This is a genomic window from Cryptosporangium japonicum (genome assembly GCF_039524755.1).
GTDB classification, from domain to species: Bacteria; Actinomycetota; Actinomycetes; order Mycobacteriales; family Cryptosporangiaceae; genus Cryptosporangium; species Cryptosporangium japonicum.
In genome coordinates, this window is sequence record NZ_BAAAGX010000004.1 from 183,054 (window position 1) to 196,688 (window position 13,635).

At 74.3% G+C, this 13,635-nt stretch carries 15 protein-coding genes; 8 read left to right on the forward strand and 7 right to left on the reverse strand.

The window, feature by feature from the left end; translation table 11 throughout:
• Positions 1-27: 27 nt before the first annotated feature.
• Positions 28-1,359: a hemolysin family protein gene (locus ABD437_RS03945; RefSeq protein WP_344647355.1), complete on the forward strand. Its 1,332-nt coding sequence runs from the start codon at positions 28-30 to the stop codon at positions 1,357-1,359.
• A complete protein-coding gene (locus tag ABD437_RS03950) occupies positions 1,356-2,396 on the forward strand; it encodes a hemolysin family protein (protein WP_344647356.1) in 1,041 nt (346 codons plus the stop codon). Before ABD437_RS03945 ends, ABD437_RS03950 begins: the two co-directional genes overlap by 4 nt.
• Positions 2,397-2,592: 196 nt before the next feature.
• Here ABD437_RS03950 and ABD437_RS03955 read toward each other — a convergent pair whose 3' ends face one another.
• The gene (locus ABD437_RS03955) at positions 2,593-2,751 is read right to left on the reverse strand and encodes a hypothetical protein (RefSeq protein WP_344647357.1); all 159 of its coding nucleotides are present in this window, start codon (positions 2,749-2,751) and stop codon (positions 2,593-2,595) included.
• A 123-nt stretch (positions 2,752-2,874) separates the two neighbouring features.
• Here ABD437_RS03955 and ABD437_RS03960 point away from each other — a divergent pair, with 123 nt between their 5' ends.
• The 6 genes from ABD437_RS03960 (at position 2,875) to ABD437_RS03985 (ending at position 8,655) form a co-directional block, all read left to right on the forward strand.
• Positions 2,875-3,552: a glycerophosphodiester phosphodiesterase gene (locus ABD437_RS03960; RefSeq protein ID WP_344647358.1), complete on the forward strand. Its 678-nt coding sequence runs from the start codon at positions 2,875-2,877 to the stop codon at positions 3,550-3,552.
• 121 nt (positions 3,553-3,673) lie between these two features.
• Positions 3,674-4,522: an LLM class flavin-dependent oxidoreductase gene (locus tag ABD437_RS03965; RefSeq protein WP_344647359.1), complete on the forward strand. Its 849-nt coding sequence runs from the start codon at positions 3,674-3,676 to the stop codon at positions 4,520-4,522.
• A 75-nt stretch (positions 4,523-4,597) separates the two neighbouring features.
• On the forward strand, positions 4,598-5,626 hold the full coding sequence (locus ABD437_RS03970) for a sensor histidine kinase (RefSeq protein ID WP_344647360.1): 1,029 nt from the start codon (positions 4,598-4,600) through the stop codon (positions 5,624-5,626).
• Positions 5,623-6,267 carry a response regulator gene (locus ABD437_RS03975; RefSeq protein ID WP_344647361.1) on the forward strand — a complete coding sequence of 215 codons (645 nt, stop codon included), beginning with the start codon at positions 5,623-5,625 and terminating at the stop codon, positions 6,265-6,267. The genes ABD437_RS03970 and ABD437_RS03975 overlap by 4 nt, the downstream gene beginning before the upstream one ends.
• Before the next feature lie 19 nt (positions 6,268-6,286).
• On the forward strand, positions 6,287-7,060 hold the full coding sequence (locus tag ABD437_RS03980) for a cyclase family protein (RefSeq protein WP_344647362.1): 774 nt from the start codon (positions 6,287-6,289) through the stop codon (positions 7,058-7,060).
• A complete protein-coding gene (locus ABD437_RS03985) occupies positions 7,057-8,655 on the forward strand; it encodes a thiamine pyrophosphate-binding protein (protein ID WP_344647363.1) in 1,599 nt (532 codons plus the stop codon). The genes ABD437_RS03980 and ABD437_RS03985 overlap by 4 nt, the downstream gene beginning before the upstream one ends.
• A gap of 1 nt (position 8,656) precedes the next feature.
• Here ABD437_RS03985 and ABD437_RS03990 read toward each other — a convergent pair whose 3' ends face one another.
• From ABD437_RS03990 to ABD437_RS04015, 6 genes are all read right to left on the reverse strand, one after another.
• Positions 8,657-9,718, reverse strand: a complete 1,062-nt coding sequence (locus tag ABD437_RS03990) for a hypothetical protein (RefSeq protein WP_344647364.1) — start codon at positions 9,716-9,718, stop codon at positions 8,657-8,659.
• The gene (locus tag ABD437_RS03995; protein WP_344647365.1) at positions 9,715-10,209 is read right to left on the reverse strand and encodes a SigE family RNA polymerase sigma factor; all 495 of its coding nucleotides are present in this window, start codon (positions 10,207-10,209) and stop codon (positions 9,715-9,717) included. Before ABD437_RS03995 ends, ABD437_RS03990 begins: the two co-directional genes overlap by 4 nt.
• Before the next feature lie 67 nt (positions 10,210-10,276).
• A complete protein-coding gene (locus ABD437_RS04000; RefSeq protein ID WP_344647366.1) occupies positions 10,277-10,813 on the reverse strand; it encodes a CGNR zinc finger domain-containing protein in 537 nt (178 codons plus the stop codon).
• Between the two features lie 16 nt (positions 10,814-10,829).
• Positions 10,830-11,525 (reverse strand): SDR family oxidoreductase, encoded by a 696-nt coding sequence (locus ABD437_RS04005; protein ID WP_344647367.1) that lies wholly within the window; start codon positions 11,523-11,525, stop codon positions 10,830-10,832.
• Between the two features lie 27 nt (positions 11,526-11,552).
• Entirely contained in the window at positions 11,553-13,151 is a 1,599-nt protein-coding gene (locus ABD437_RS04010; protein ID WP_344647368.1) for an ATP-binding cassette domain-containing protein, read from the reverse strand.
• A gap of 151 nt (positions 13,152-13,302) precedes the next feature.
• The coding region (locus tag ABD437_RS04015) for an alpha/beta fold hydrolase (protein ID WP_425558082.1) at positions 13,303-13,635 on the reverse strand (333 nt) is incomplete at its 5' end.

Genomic DNA, 13,635 nt, shown 5'->3' on the forward strand with positions numbered 1-13,635 from the left:
TACCGGGGTTCTGGAGAAGAACAAAGCATGGTCGAGTGGCTATTGGTGCTGCTGGGATTGGTGCTGGTCGCGGCGTGCGGGGTATTCGTCGCCGCGGAATTCGCGTTCGTGACGGTGGACCGCGGGGCGGTGGAGCGGGCCGGAGCCCACGGTGTGGACGCGGCGCTGCGAACCCTCTCGACCCAGTTGTCCGGTGCCCAGGTGGGCATCACGATCACGAACCTCGCGATCGGTTTCCTCGCCGAGCCGTCGATCGCGTCGCTGCTGGAAGGACCGCTGGGGGCGCTGGGCCTCGGTGACGCGGCCGTGACCGGCGTGGCGGTAGCGCTCGCCCTGACGCTCTCGACCCTGATCACGATGTTGTTCGGCGAACTCGTCCCGAAGAACATCGCGATCTCCAAGCCGCTGGGCACCGCGATCGCCGTCGCCCCGCTGCAGCGCGGCTTCACCCGCGCCACGCTGCCGCTGATCCGGCTGCTGAACGGCATCGCGAACGGCATCCTGCGGCGCTTCGGCATCGAGCCGCAGGAGGAGCTGTCCTCGGCCCGGGCGCCGGAGGAGCTGGTGTCGCTGATGCGTCGCTCGGCGCAGCTGGGCACGTTGCCCGGCGAGACCGCGGAGTTGCTCGGCCGCACGCTCGGGCTCGGCCGGCTGACCGCGGCCGACGTCATGACGCCGCGCAGCCGCCTCACCGTGGTGAACGCCGACGACCCGGTGCACACGGTGCTGACCGCGACCGGGCGCACCGGGCACTCGCGGTTCCCGGTCGTCGGCGAGGACATCGACGACATCGTCGGGCTCGTGCACGCCAAACACGCGGTGGGCGTCGCGCGCGACGCGCGGGCCTCGGTGCCGATCCGCTCGGCGATGCAGGCCCCGGTGTTCATCCCCGGCTCGGTACCCGCCGACGACCTGCTGCCCCAGCTGCGTCGCGAAGGACTGCAGCTCGCGGTGGTGGTCGACGAGTTCGGCGGCACCGAGGGCATCGTCACGCTCGAGGACCTGATCGAGGAGATCGTCGGCGAGGTGGCCGACGAACACGACCGGTCGCAACCGGCCGGCCTGCGCCGCCGCCCCGGTGGCGGCTGGATGCTGAGCGGCCTGCTGCGGCCGGACGAGATCCGCGAAGGCACCGGGGTGCCGGTGCCGGATGGGCCCGAGTACGACACGCTCGGCGGGTACGTCACGGTCCGGCTGGGCCGGCTGCCCCGCCTGGGCGACGAGGTGCTCGTCGTCTCCACCCCGGCCGACGTGGACGCCGAACCCGTGCGTTTCCGGCTCGAGGTCGACCGGCTCGACGGGCGGCGCGTGGACCGCGTGCTGGCGATCGCCGCTCCGGCCGAGGGGAGCACGCGATGAGCGACTGGGCCGGCGTGGCACTCACCGTGTTCCTGCTGCTCGCGAACGCGTTCTTCGTCGGTGCGGAGTTCGCGCTGATCTCCGCGCGCCGCACCACGATCGAGCCGCGCGCGCTCGCCGGGTCACGCGCCGCGAAGACGACGCTGCGGGCGATGGAGAACGTCTCGCTGATGATGGCCGGCGCCCAGCTGGGCATCACGATCTGCACGCTCGCGCTCGGCGCGATCGGCGAGCCGGCCGTCGCGCACCTGCTCGAGCGTCCGTTCGCCGCCGCCGGCGTGCCCGACGACCTGCTCCACCCGATCGCGTTCGCGCTGGCGCTGGCGCTCGTCGTCGGCCTGCACGTCGTGGTCGGCGAGATGGTGCCGAAGAACATCGCGCTGGCCGGCCCGGACCGGTCGGCGATGCTCCTCGCGCCGCCGCTCGTCGCGGTCGTCACCGCGCTCAAGCCGGTGATCTTCGTGCTCAACGCCGTGGCCAACCTGATCCTGCGGCTGGTCCAAATCCAGCCCAAGGACGAGGTCAGCAGCGCGTTCACCCGGGACGAGGTGGCCGACCTGATCACCGAGTCGCGCCGGGCCGGGCTGCTCGAACCGGCCGAGCACACGCTGCTCACCCGGGCGCTGACGCTCGACGAGCGGACCGTACGACGGGTCGCGCTGCCGCTGGCCTCGCTGGTGACCGTGCCCCGCTCGGCGACGCTGGAGGACGTCGAGGACGCCGCCGCCCGCACCGGGTTCTCGCGGTTCCCGGTGGTGTCGGGCGCCGGGACGCCGGTGGGCTACCTGCACCTCAAGGACGTCGTCATCGACACCGTCACCGAGGGCGTGCCCTACACCGCGCCGATCCCGGACGACATCGTGCGCCCGCTGCCGACCGTCGACCCGGACGCGACGCTGCGCGAGGGCATCGCCGCGCTACGCCACAGCGGCGCGCACCTCGCGCAGGTGGAGCTGGAGGACGGGGTCGCGCTGGTGGCCCTGGAGGACATGCTCGAGGAGCTCGTAGGCGAGATCCACGACGCGGCCCACACCTAGGCCGCGTCCGGCAAGTCCGTGCTCGGCTGCGGCTCCGCTCAGCCGCCGCCAGGCCGCGTTGGAGGCCTTCCCCGATACAACAGCGGTATCGGGAAAGACCTCCGCCTTGCCTGACGACGCCTGAGCGGTGCCTCGCTGCGAGCGAGACTTACCGGACACGGCCTAGCCGTGTCCGGCTCAGCGGCTCACCCGTGGTTCAGCTCTCCGGGGGCTCGGGTGAGCCCCCGTCGGCCGGCTCGACCGGCTCGTGGCTCATCGGCTCCTCCTCGGGGAGCCCGCCGGCCTTGCCCGTGGCCTCGTCGATCTCCTTCTCGTGCCGAGCGACGAACTCCTTGGCGTCATCCAGTGAACTCATGCCCGAGACGTTCCCGGTCCGCACCCGGCAAAACAACGTTCGGCTCCGCGCCACCCCGGCGGGGCGCTCGTGTACATCCAGGGCTCCTACCGTGGGGCTCCCGCGGCGTTCCGGAGGTGTGCGGTGGCTGACCACGACCGGCCGTTGATCTCCGCGCACCGCGGAGGCCCGGAGGGGATCCACCGCCCGAACAGCGTGGCGGCCATCCAGGCCGCGGTGCGGCTCGGCGTCGACCTGGTGGAGTTCGACGTCCGCCGGGCGCCGGACGGGTCGTTCGTCGTCGGCCACGACGCGTTCCGCGGGCGGGGCGAGCACCCGCCGAGCCTGCGCGCCGCGCTCGAGGTGATCGCCGGGAGCCGCACGCGTGCCCACGTCGACCTGAAGGAGACCGGGGACGAGGTCGCGATCGCGCGGCTGTGCGAACACCACCTCGGCAGCGACGGATTCTTCCTGACCACGCTCGAGGACGAGAGCGTGCGGGTGCTGCGCACCGCGATGCCGCACCTGTCGGTCGCGTTGTCGCTGGGCCGGGTGCCGCCGCTGCGCTCGGTGCTCGCCGAGCTCTTCCCCGGCGGCCGGATCGCGCGGTGCTCACCGACGATGCTGGCGGTGAACCACCACCTGGCGCGGGCCGGGTTGCTGCGCTGGGCGCACCAGCGCGGGCTGCGTGTGCTCGCCTGGACGGTGAACACCCCCCGGCTGATCCAGTGGGCGCACGACGAACCCCGTCTGTGGGCGTTCACCACCGACCGCCCCCGCTACGCCCTCGCGCTGCGGAAACCAGTGGCGCCCCACGCGTAGCATTCCCGGTGGAACTCCGAATCGGTCGTCCGCGAACCATGTCGCAGAGGACGAACGACCCCGCGGTGCCGGGGAGGAGGTGGCGACGGTCCCTGTTCGCTGCCCATTTTCGGAGACCTCCATGGACATCGGCCTCGGCTTGCCGATCAGCAACCCCGCCCGCCTGACCGAGTGGGCCACCCGGGCGGAGTCCGCCGGCTTCCACACGCTGGCGTTGCTCGACCGGCTCGCCTACGACAACCCCGAACCGCTGGTCGCGCTGTCGGTGCTGGCCGGCGCCACCACCCGGATCCGCCTGCAGACCGAGGTGCTGCTCGGGCCGCTGCGCTCCACCGCGCTCCTGGCCAAGCAGGTCGCCACCCTCCAGCGGATGTCCGGCGGACGGTTCGTCCTCGGCATCGGGGTCGGCGGACGCGAGGACGACCACGCGGCCGCCGGAACGCCGCTCGGCCGGCGCGGAGCGCTCCTCGACGCCCAGCTCACCGACCTGCGCGCGATCTGGCGCGGGAAGCCGTACCGGGGTGCGCACGTCGGCCCGCGGATCACCGCCCCGCCGGTCCTGATCGGAGCGTTCGCGCCCGCCGCGCTGCGCCGGGTGGCCGTCCACGGCGACGGTTTCCTCTGCGCCGCACCGCTGCGGTGGGCGGGCGGACCGGTCGAGACCGTGCGTGAACAGTGGGCGTCCGCCGGGCGGGAGGGGAGGCCCCGGCTGGTGTGTCAGATCAACGTGGCCGCCGCGCCGTCCGTCGAGCACGCGCGCCGGGCGATCGCCGACTACTACGCGTTCACCGGCCGCGACGACTGGGGCGCGCCGCTCAGCGATCCCGCCGAGATCGCCGACACGGTGGCCGCCTACCGCGAGTTCGGCGCCGACGAGCTCGTCCTCTACTGCTACGGCGAGGACCCGGCCCAGATCGACGCGCTGGCCGACGTCGCCCTCGGCGCCGCCGGCCCTCCCTCGTCAAAATAACAAGCCCAGACCGACGGGCGCCGGTCGTACTTTTGACCGGTTCGCGGGGCGCGGTGTGCTCGTAGCCTGCTTCTCGTGAAGAGAACCTCGCTCGTGCTCGCCGGCGCTCTCGCCGTGGTGGTCACGGCCGGGGCGATCCGGGTCAGCTGGGGTGGCTCGTACTGGGTGTTCGGCGCGGTCGTCGGGGTGCTGGCGGTCGGCGGCGCGGCGGCCGGGCTGCGGTACCCGCTGTTCGGGCTGGCCGGCGCGGCGATCGTCGTCGCCGCGGTGGCGGGGTTACCCCGGGAACCGGGTCCGGCGACGGTGCTGGCGCTGGGGGTGGTGGTGGCGACGGCGGCACGCCACGTCGAGGTGGGCGTCCCGGTGGCGGGGCTGGTGGTCGTCGCCGTCGGTCTGGGGGCCGGGGGAACCGCGACCGTGCCGGTGCTCGGCGCGGTCGGCTGGGTGGCCGCGGTGGGGGTCGGGCTCGGGCTGCGCGCGCTCGACGTGCGGCGCCGCGCCGCCCGGGAGGCGGTGCGCCGGCAGGAGCGGCTCGAGCTGGCCCGCGAGCTGCACGACGTCGTCGCGCACCACGTCACCGGCATCGTCGTGCAGGCGCAGGCCGCGCAGTTGCGGTCCGCGCCGCCCGCGTCGGTGCGGGGTGCGCTGGCCGGGATCGAGGCCTCCGGGACCGACGCGCTGGCGGCGATGCGCCGGCTCGTCGGGGTGCTGCGTACTCCCGGCGACGCCGGCCAGGCCGCCGCGCCGGAGGAGCTGGACGATCTGCTGGACCGGTGGCGCGGGCCCCGGCTGCGGCGGGACGTCGCGACCGGGGAGTGGCCGGCCGAGGTGCGCGGCACGGTGTACCGGGTGGTGCAGGAGGCGCTGACGAACGTGTCCCGGCACGCGCCCGACGCGGGGTCGGTGTCGGTGTCGGTGGCCGCGGACGGGCCGCGGCTGGTGGTCGACGTGACCGACGACGCGCCGGCGGTGTCGTCGCGGCCCGCGCGCGAGGGCTACGGGCTGGTGGGGATGCGTGAGCGGGTGGAGTCGCTGGGGGGCGTGCTCCGTGCGGGCCCGCGGGACGCCGGCGGGTGGTCGGTGCGGGCGACGATTCCGCTGTGACGATCCGGGTGCTGGTGGCCGACGACCAGGCGATGGTGCGCGGAGGGTTGCGGCTGATCCTGGAGGACCAGGCCGACATCCGGGTCGTGGCCGAGGCCGCGGACGGTGCGGAGGCGGTCGCGCTGGCCCGGGAGCTGCGGCCGGACGTCTGCCTCGTCGACGTGCGGATGCCGCGCCTCGACGGTCTGGCCGTGACCAGGGCGCTGGCCGGACCGGACGTCGCCGATCCGCTGCGCGTGGTCGTCGTGACGACGTTCGACACCGACGAGTACGTGTTCGGTGCGCTGCGGTCGGGCGCGGTGGGGTTCCTGCTCAAGGACGCCGGTCCGGCGCTGCTGGTGGAGGCGGTGCGGGCCGCGCACGCCGGTGACGCGCTGGTGTCGCCGTCGGTCACGGTGCGGCTGCTGCGCACCCTGCGCGACCGGGTCCCGGCGCGCACCCCGGCGCGTCCGCTCTCCGACCGGGAACTCGAGGTGGTCCGCGCGGTCGCCCGCGGCCGCACGAACCGGGAGATCGCCGCGCAGCTGTTCATCTCGCTGAGCACGGTGAAGAGCCACGTCTCCGGCATCCAGACGAAGCTGGGGTTGCGTAATCGCGTGGAAGTGGCCGCCTGGGCGTGGGAGCACCATAAGGTCGACTGATCGTCCCCGGGAGGGCCCTGTGTCTGTTCTGTCGGCTTTAGTCGCCGCGTTGGAATCCGCTGACGTCGAGGTCGTGGACCTGACCGCGCCGCTCGGCCCGTCGACGCCGGTGCTGCAGCTGCCGCCGCCGTTCGCGAACACGATTCCGCTGAGCCTGGAGGCGGTCAGCGCGTTCGACGACGCCGGGCCGGCCTGGAAGTGGAACAACATCCACACCGGCGAGCACACCGGCACCCACCTCGACGCTCCGGCGCACTGGATCACCGCGCGCGACGGCGAGACCGTCGACGTGATCCCGCCGTCGAAGCTCGTCGGTCCGGTCGTGGTGGTCGACGTGCGGGCCCGGGTCGCCGAGGACCCCGACTTCCTGCTCGAACCCGAGCACGTGCTCGCCTGGGAAGCCGACCACGGCCGGGTGCCCGACGGGGCGTGGCTGCTGGTCCGGACCGGCTGGAGCGCCCGCCAGGACGACGCGGTCGCGTTCGCCAACGCCGACGAGAACGGCCCGCACACGCCGGGCCCGTCCGCGGCGGCGGCGCGGTGGCTGGCGTCCGAGCGCACGATCGCCGGGTTCGGCGTCGAGACCGTCGGCATCGACGCGGGCGCGGCCGGCGGGTTCGAGCCGCCGTTCCCGGCGCACCACTTCCTGCTCCAGGCCGGCACGTACGGGCTCACCCAGCTGCGCAACCTCGACCGGCTCCCCGCCACCGGGGCCGTGCTGGTCGTGAGCCCGCTGCCGATCGTGGGTGGCACGGGCTCGCCGAGCCGGGTGTTCGCGCTGGTCGAGCGATGATCGTTGCCGACGTCGTCGGGTCGCTCGTCGCTCGGCTCGGCGCGCGGTACGCGTTCGGCGTCGTCGGCAGCGGCAACTTCCACGTCACCAACGCGCTGCGCGACGCCGGGGTCGAGTTCGTCGCGACCCGCCACGAGGGTGGCGCCGCCACGATGGCCGACGCGTACGCCCGCACGTCCGGCGTGCCCGGGGTGCTGTCGCTGCACCAGGGCTGCGGGCTCACGAACGCGATGACCGGCATCGCCGAGGCCGCGAAGTCACGCACGCCGTTGCTCGTGCTCACCGCGGACTCGGCGGCGTCGGCGGTGCGCTCGAACTTCCGCATCGACCAGGACGCGCTCGTGCGGAGCGTCGGGGCGGTGCCCGAGCGGGTGTACGGCGCGTCGACCGTCGTCGCCGACGTGGTCCGGGCCTGGCGCACCGCCCGCGACGGCCGGCGGACGGTCGTGCTCAACCTCCCGCTGGACGTCCAGCCGCAGGCCGCCGAACTCGGCGACGTGCCGGACGTGGCCACGCCGGTGCCGGTGCGGCCGGGGGAGGCCGCGGTGGAGGCGCTGGCCGCCGCGATCGCCGCGGCGCACCGCCCGGTGTTCGTCGGCGGACGGGGTGCCCGCGGGCACGGCCCGGTGCTGCGTGAGCTCGCGGCCCGTGCCGGTGCGCTGGTCGCCACGTCCGCGGTCGCGAAGGGACTGTTCACCGGCGACCCGTTCGACCTCGGGGTCTCCGGCGGGTTCTCCGCTCCGCGCGCCGCGGAGCTGATCCGGGGCGCGGACCTGCTGGTCGGCTGGGGCTGCTCGTTCACCATGTGGACGCTGCGTCACGGCCGGTTGATCGGCGAGGACACCCGCCTGGTCCAGGTCGACGACGACCTCGACGCGCTCGGCGCGAACCGCCCGATCGACCTGGGTGTGCACGGTGACGTGGGCGAGACGGCCGCGTGCCTGCTGCCCCGGCTGGAGCGGCGCGAGGGCTACCGCCGCCCCGGCCTGCTGGCTGGTGGGCCCGGGTGGGGGCCGTTCGACCTCTCGACGACCGACCGGATCGACCCGCGCGCGCTCACGGCCGCGCTGGACCGTCTGCTGCCGTCCGAACGCACGGTGGCCGTCGACTCGGGCAACTTCATGGGCTACCCGGCGGCGCTGCTGGGCGTGCCGGACGAGGCCGGGTTCTGCTTCACCCAGGCGTTCCAGTCGATCGGGCTGGGGCTGGCCACCGCGGTGGGTGCCGCGCTGGCCCGCCCCGACCGGCTGACCGTGCTCGGCACCGGCGACGGCGGCCTGCTGATGGCCGCCGCCGAACTCGACACCGTGGCCCGCCTCGGGCTGCCGCTGCTGATCGTGGTGTACGACGACGCCGCGTACGGCGCCGAGATCCATCACTTCGGCGCCGGCGCCGACCTGTCGGCGGTGACGTTCCCGGACACCGACATCGCCGCGGTCGCCCGCGGGTACGGGCTGCAGGGCGCCACCGTGCGGACCCTCGAGGACCTGCGTGTGCTCGACACCTGGGACCGGCGCTCCGCGCTCCTGCTCGACGCGAAGATCGCCGACGACGGTGGTTCGTGGTGGCTCGCGGAGGCGTTCCGCGGCCACTGACTCACCGGTCGTGACAGCACCGGAACTCCGCGCCCGTGCTGATGCCGCTGATGAACGTGGCCATCTCGTCGTCGGAGAGCGCGAACGGGTGGTCGACCCCGATGTAGAGGGCCCGATCGGGGCCGATCGGCGCCACGTAGAGGGTGCCGTCGTGGTGGCCGGGCACGTCGTACCTGGTCACGGACCAGCGCCCGGCGCGGAACCGGCTCTTCTCGACGGTGACACCGGGGCTGGGGTACTCGGTCTGGTCCGGTGCCCGTGCCTCGATCCGGATCGGGCCGCCGGGGCCGAAACCGCCGGCGTACGGAAGGAAGTGTTTCCGGGGTCCGGCCGGGTCGCCGAAGCTGTAGTAGGGGAGGTGGAGGTTGTCCCACCCGGTGAAGACGCCGTCCATCACCAGCCCCGGCGGAGCGGTGGCGAAGCGGAGCACGTCGGGGAGCGGCCTCTCCTCGTCGACGAGGCCGCGACCGACCGCGACGAGGTCGTCCTCGGTGATGCCGAGCGGCGCCCCGGGCGGGCCGTTGCCGACCGAGATCTGGATCCACGGTCCGGACCCGCGCTGGTAGGTCAACTCCCGGTAGGGCACCCGATCCTTCGACTCGTCGTACCGGTCCGCCCGGTCGTCGCCCACCTCGGCCGAGGTGTACGTCCCGCCCCCCACCGTCGGGACCAGCCGGTCGCGGCTGACCCGGATCACGAGCCAGGGACCGGATTCGCCCGCCTTGGACGTGGCGAACATCCAGCTGCTCCGGTTGTCGAGCGCGAGCCGAGGGGCGGGGAAGCCCGCCGGTATCCACCCGGGTGTCACCGGCGACGGCGGGGCGGACTCCGGGTCCGCGCTCGGGCGGGCCGCCGGCACCAGGCGATCCTGGCGTTCGGTGGACCACGCCACGGTGCCCGCGGCGAGGAGCACGATCGCGGCGAGCGCGCCCACCACGGCCCGGCGACGCGTACGACGGCGGCGGACCTTCGCGTGGACACCGGTGAGCAACCGCACGGGCTCGGGGACGGTGCCCGCCTTCTCGGTGAGCATCCACCGCACGGCCTGGTCGACCTCGTTCATCGGACTTCGCCTCCCACGGGGTGGAGCTCGGCGCGGAGCCGGGCCAGGCCGCGACTGATGTGACTGCGTACGGTGGCCACCGAGCAGTGCAGGAGCCGGCTGATCTCGTCGTCGTCCAGGTCCTCGTAGAAGCGCAGGACGACCGCGGCCCGCTGCTGGCGGGGCAGGCCGGACAGGGCGTGCCAGAGCGCGTCGCGCTGGGCGACGGCCTCGGCGTAGTCGGGTCCGCCGGGAGCGTCGAGGGTGAGCTCGGACGGCGTCTCTCCGGACGAGCGGCGCCGCCGCCAGGACAGGTACTGACGCAGGATCGCGGTGCGGACGTACGCGTTCGGGTCCTCGTCGTCGCGCAGCCGGGACCAGCGTCCGTGCACTTTGGCCAGTGCCTCCTGGAGCACGTCCTCGGCGAGGTGGTGGTCGCCGGTCAACAGGTAGGTGAACCGCAGCAGCGCCCGGCCGCGTGCGGTCACGTAGTCGTCGAACCCCACAGGCACTTCGGCCCCTCTCGTCCCGCCGTCTCCTTCTCTACGCGGTGAGAGCCCGATCTGTGGAGCGCGCGGCTCAGGAATCTCGGCGCCGGGCGCGTGACGCGCGGAGGTTCGGCGCGTTGCCGCAGCGTGCCGCGTCGTGCCAGACCGCGCTGGAGTTGCGTGACCGGTCGTAGAAGGCCGTGCCGCAGGCGTCGTTGCGGCACACCTTGAGCCGGTGCCACTCGCCGGTGAGCCGGGCCTCGTCGGCGGCCAGCAGCACCGCGCCCACCACGTACCGCCAGCCGTCCCCGGCCGGCTGCACCGTGACCGTCCCGTCGCCCGAGAGCGCCGCCTCGACCGCCACCCGGACGCCGGGGACGGTGGCCCCGGGGGAGCGGACCGCGGCGCGCAGGGACTCGCGGAACGCGCGCAGGTGCGACGCGTCGTCGTCGGTCAGCACCGGTCCGCCGAGGGCGCCGGCGGCCCAGCGGGTGGCGCCGGCGGCGTCGGCCAGCAGGTCGTCGGGGTCGGCCCGGCCGGCCGGTGCGTCGGTGTTCAGGAGGTCCTGGACGAGTGCGAGGCGCGAGGGAGCGGTGCGCAGCCCGAACCGCTCCGTCGCCGGCCACATGCGATCCACCCTGGCCTCAGCGCCCGAACGCCAGGCCCTCGACCGGCCCGGACAGGGCGGCCTTCACCGCCCGGCTCACGTCGTCGGCGAGCACCTCGGTCTCGCCCCGCCCGACCGCCGCGATCGTGTCCCGCGCGACCTGGCGCGGATCGTTCTTCTCCACGTCGAGCGCGCGGGTCATGTCGGTGTCGGTGTAGCCGAGATGCACCCCCACGACCTGCGTGCCCTGGGCGGCCAGTTCGACGCGCAGCGAGTTGCTCACCGACCACAGCGCGGCCTTCGACGCGCCGTACACGCTCGCGCCGGCCACCCAGGAGAGCACCGACGCGATGTTCACCAGCGCGCCCCCGCCGTTGCGCGCCAGGATCGGCGCGACCGCCTGGGTGACCCCGACGACGCCGTAGACGTTCGTCGCGAACACCTCGTTGAGCTCGTCGAGCGTGGCGTCGAGCAGCGAGGTGCGCACGGTGGTGCCCGCGTTGTTCACGACGATCGTGACGTCGCCGACCTGCTCGGCCAGTGCCGCGACCGAGGCGGGGTCGGCGACGTCGAGCCGCAGCGGGACGACGCGCGGGTCGTCGGACTTCTCGGGGTGGCGTGCGGTCGCGTAGACCTTCGCCGCGCCGGCGGCCAGCAGCTCGTCGACGAACGCCCGGCCGAGCCCGCGCTGACCGCCGGTGACCAGTGCGATGGAGTTCTCGATTCTCGTCATGACAGAACCGTACGTCGTTTGCTTCTGTCAGGCCAGGGGGAGGCGGGGCCAATCCGCGAGGTCGGTGAGCAGTTGCCGGTCGTGGGTCGCGACGACGACCGCGGCCGCTGTCGACCGCAGCGCCGCGGTCAGTTCGTCGACCAGCAGCGGCGAGAGGTGGTTGGTCGGCTCGTCGAGCAGGACCAGCTCGGGCCGCTCGGCCAGCCGCAGCGCCAGGTCCAGCCGCCGCTGCTGCCCCAGCGACAACCGCCCCACCGCGGTACGTCGCGCCCGGTGGTCCAGCAGGCCACCGTCCGCGAGCGACGTCACTTCACGGGCGCCCAGCTCACGGACGTGCCGGTCGTAGAGCTCGGCGGCGGTCAGGTCGGCCGGCCACTCCGGGACCTCCTGGGTCAGCCGGGCGATCCGCGCACCGGCGGCCCGCGTCACCGAGCCGGTGTCCGGCGCCAGCGCACCGGCGAGCACCGCGAGCAGCGTCGACTTGCCGGTGCCGTTCGCGCCGGTGACCAGCAGCCGGTCGCCGGCGTCGAGCACCACGGAGGTCGGCGCCAGCCGCCCGGCCACGCCCACGCCGGACGCGCGCACGAGCGTGGTGCCCCGCCGCGACGGCAGCGCGGGCCAGCGCGGCACCGGCTCCGGCTCCGGCACGGTCAGCCGGTGCGCGTCCAGCGCCGCCCGCTCCCGGTTGAGCGCCTGCACCACCCCCGGTGCCCGCGACTGGCGCTGGTGCTTCCCGGTGCCCTTCGGCGGCCGCCAGCCGGTGGCCAGCCGGTCCCGGGCCTGCTCCACCGCGACCGTGAGCCGCCGGTGCTCGTCCTGCTGCTCCTGGTACTCCTGCACCCAGCGCTCCCGGTCCCGGCGGCGCCCCTCCGTCCAGGCCGGATAGCCCCCCACGTACCGGCGCGGCCGGCCGTCGGCGCTCGGGTCCAGGTCCAGGAAACCGGTCGCGACGTCGCGCAGCAGCGTGCGGTCGTGGCTGACCAGCGCGACCCCGCCGGAGTGGCCGCGCAGCCGGTCGGTGAGGAAGGTGAGGCCGTCGGCGTCGAGGTGGTTGCTCGGTTCGTCCAGCAGCAGCGTGTCGTGGTGGGCGCCGAGCAGGCAGGCGAGACGCACGCGGTAGCGCTGCCCCACCGAGAGCGTGGTCAGGTCGCGGGAACGGTCCGGGCACGCGTTCAACGCCCCCAGCGCGACGTCCACCCGGCGGTCGGCGTCCCACGCGTCCAGGCGGGTGGCGGTGTCCAGCGCGACGGCGTACCGCTCGGCCGAGCCGTCCACGCCGGACGCCAACGCCGCGGTGGCCTCGTCGAGCGCGCGCAGGGCGTCCCGGGACGGCGCGACCGCCTCGTCGACGAGCGTGCCGACGGTCTCGCCGGACCGGCTCTCGAGGGCCTGGCGGGCCAGCCCGACCGTGCCGGCCCGGTGCACGACGCCGGAGTCGGGCGCGCGCACCCCGGCGAGCACGTGCAGCAGGGTGGTCTTTCCCCGCCCGTTCTCCCCGACGATCGCGAGCCGGGAACGGGGGGAGACGGTGACCGACACGTCGCTCAGGACGGTACGGGCACCGAGGGTGACGGTGACGGCGTCAGCACGCAGATGGGCGCGTTCGCCCACGGACAGGACAGACATGGGAAGGCTCCGCAGCTCGGAATCGAGCCGGGCAGCACGGAATCGGCCGCCCGGCAGAGGACCGGGACGGCGGAGCGTCAACGCAGGGCGCCGCCGTCAGCGGCGGATGCGGAGCCTCATCGAGGCGACACTGGTGTCCATGCGCGGCACGCTACCGGACGAAGTCCGCGATCAGCGACGCCATTACCACCGGACGGTCGCTCTGCACCGCGTGCCCCGCGCCCTCCACCACCGCGACCCGCAGCGTCGGCAACCGCCGCCGCGCCTCGCGCACGTCGGCGTCGGTGACGAACGCCGACTCCCCGCCCCGCACGAGCATCGTCGGCATCGTCAACGTGGCCAGGTCGTCCCAGAGCAGCGCCGTCGAGTCGGCGACGTCGGGGTCGGAGCGGTCGTAACGCCAGGTCCAGCGACCGTCCGGCAACTGCTTCGTGTTGTGGACGACGCCCCGGCGCACCGCGGCGGCCGGCCGCCGGGGGGGGGC

Excerpts from the sequence above, each read along its gene's own strand:
- ABD437_RS03945 (WP_344647355.1), top strand. The coding sequence starts at position 28 with ATGGTCGAGTGGCTATTGGTGCTGCTGGGATTGGTGCTGGTCGCGGCG.
- ABD437_RS03950 (WP_344647356.1), top strand. The coding sequence starts at position 1,356 with ATGAGCGACTGGGCCGGCGTGGCACTCACCGTGTTCCTGCTGCTCGCG.
- ABD437_RS03955 (WP_344647357.1), bottom strand. The coding sequence starts at position 2,751 with ATGAGTTCACTGGATGACGCCAAGGAGTTCGTCGCTCGGCACGAGAAG.
- ABD437_RS03965 (WP_344647359.1), top strand. The coding sequence starts at position 3,674 with ATGGACATCGGCCTCGGCTTGCCGATCAGCAACCCCGCCCGCCTGACC.
- ABD437_RS03985 (WP_344647363.1), top strand. The coding sequence starts at position 7,057 with ATGATCGTTGCCGACGTCGTCGGGTCGCTCGTCGCTCGGCTCGGCGCG.
- ABD437_RS03990 (WP_344647364.1), bottom strand. The coding sequence starts at position 9,718 with ATGAACGAGGTCGACCAGGCCGTGCGGTGGATGCTCACCGAGAAGGCG.
- ABD437_RS04000 (WP_344647366.1), bottom strand. The coding sequence starts at position 10,813 with ATGTGGCCGGCGACGGAGCGGTTCGGGCTGCGCACCGCTCCCTCGCGC.
- ABD437_RS04005 (WP_344647367.1), bottom strand. The coding sequence starts at position 11,525 with ATGACGAGAATCGAGAACTCCATCGCACTGGTCACCGGCGGTCAGCGC.
- ABD437_RS04010 (WP_344647368.1), bottom strand. The coding sequence starts at position 13,151 with ATGTCTGTCCTGTCCGTGGGCGAACGCGCCCATCTGCGTGCTGACGCC.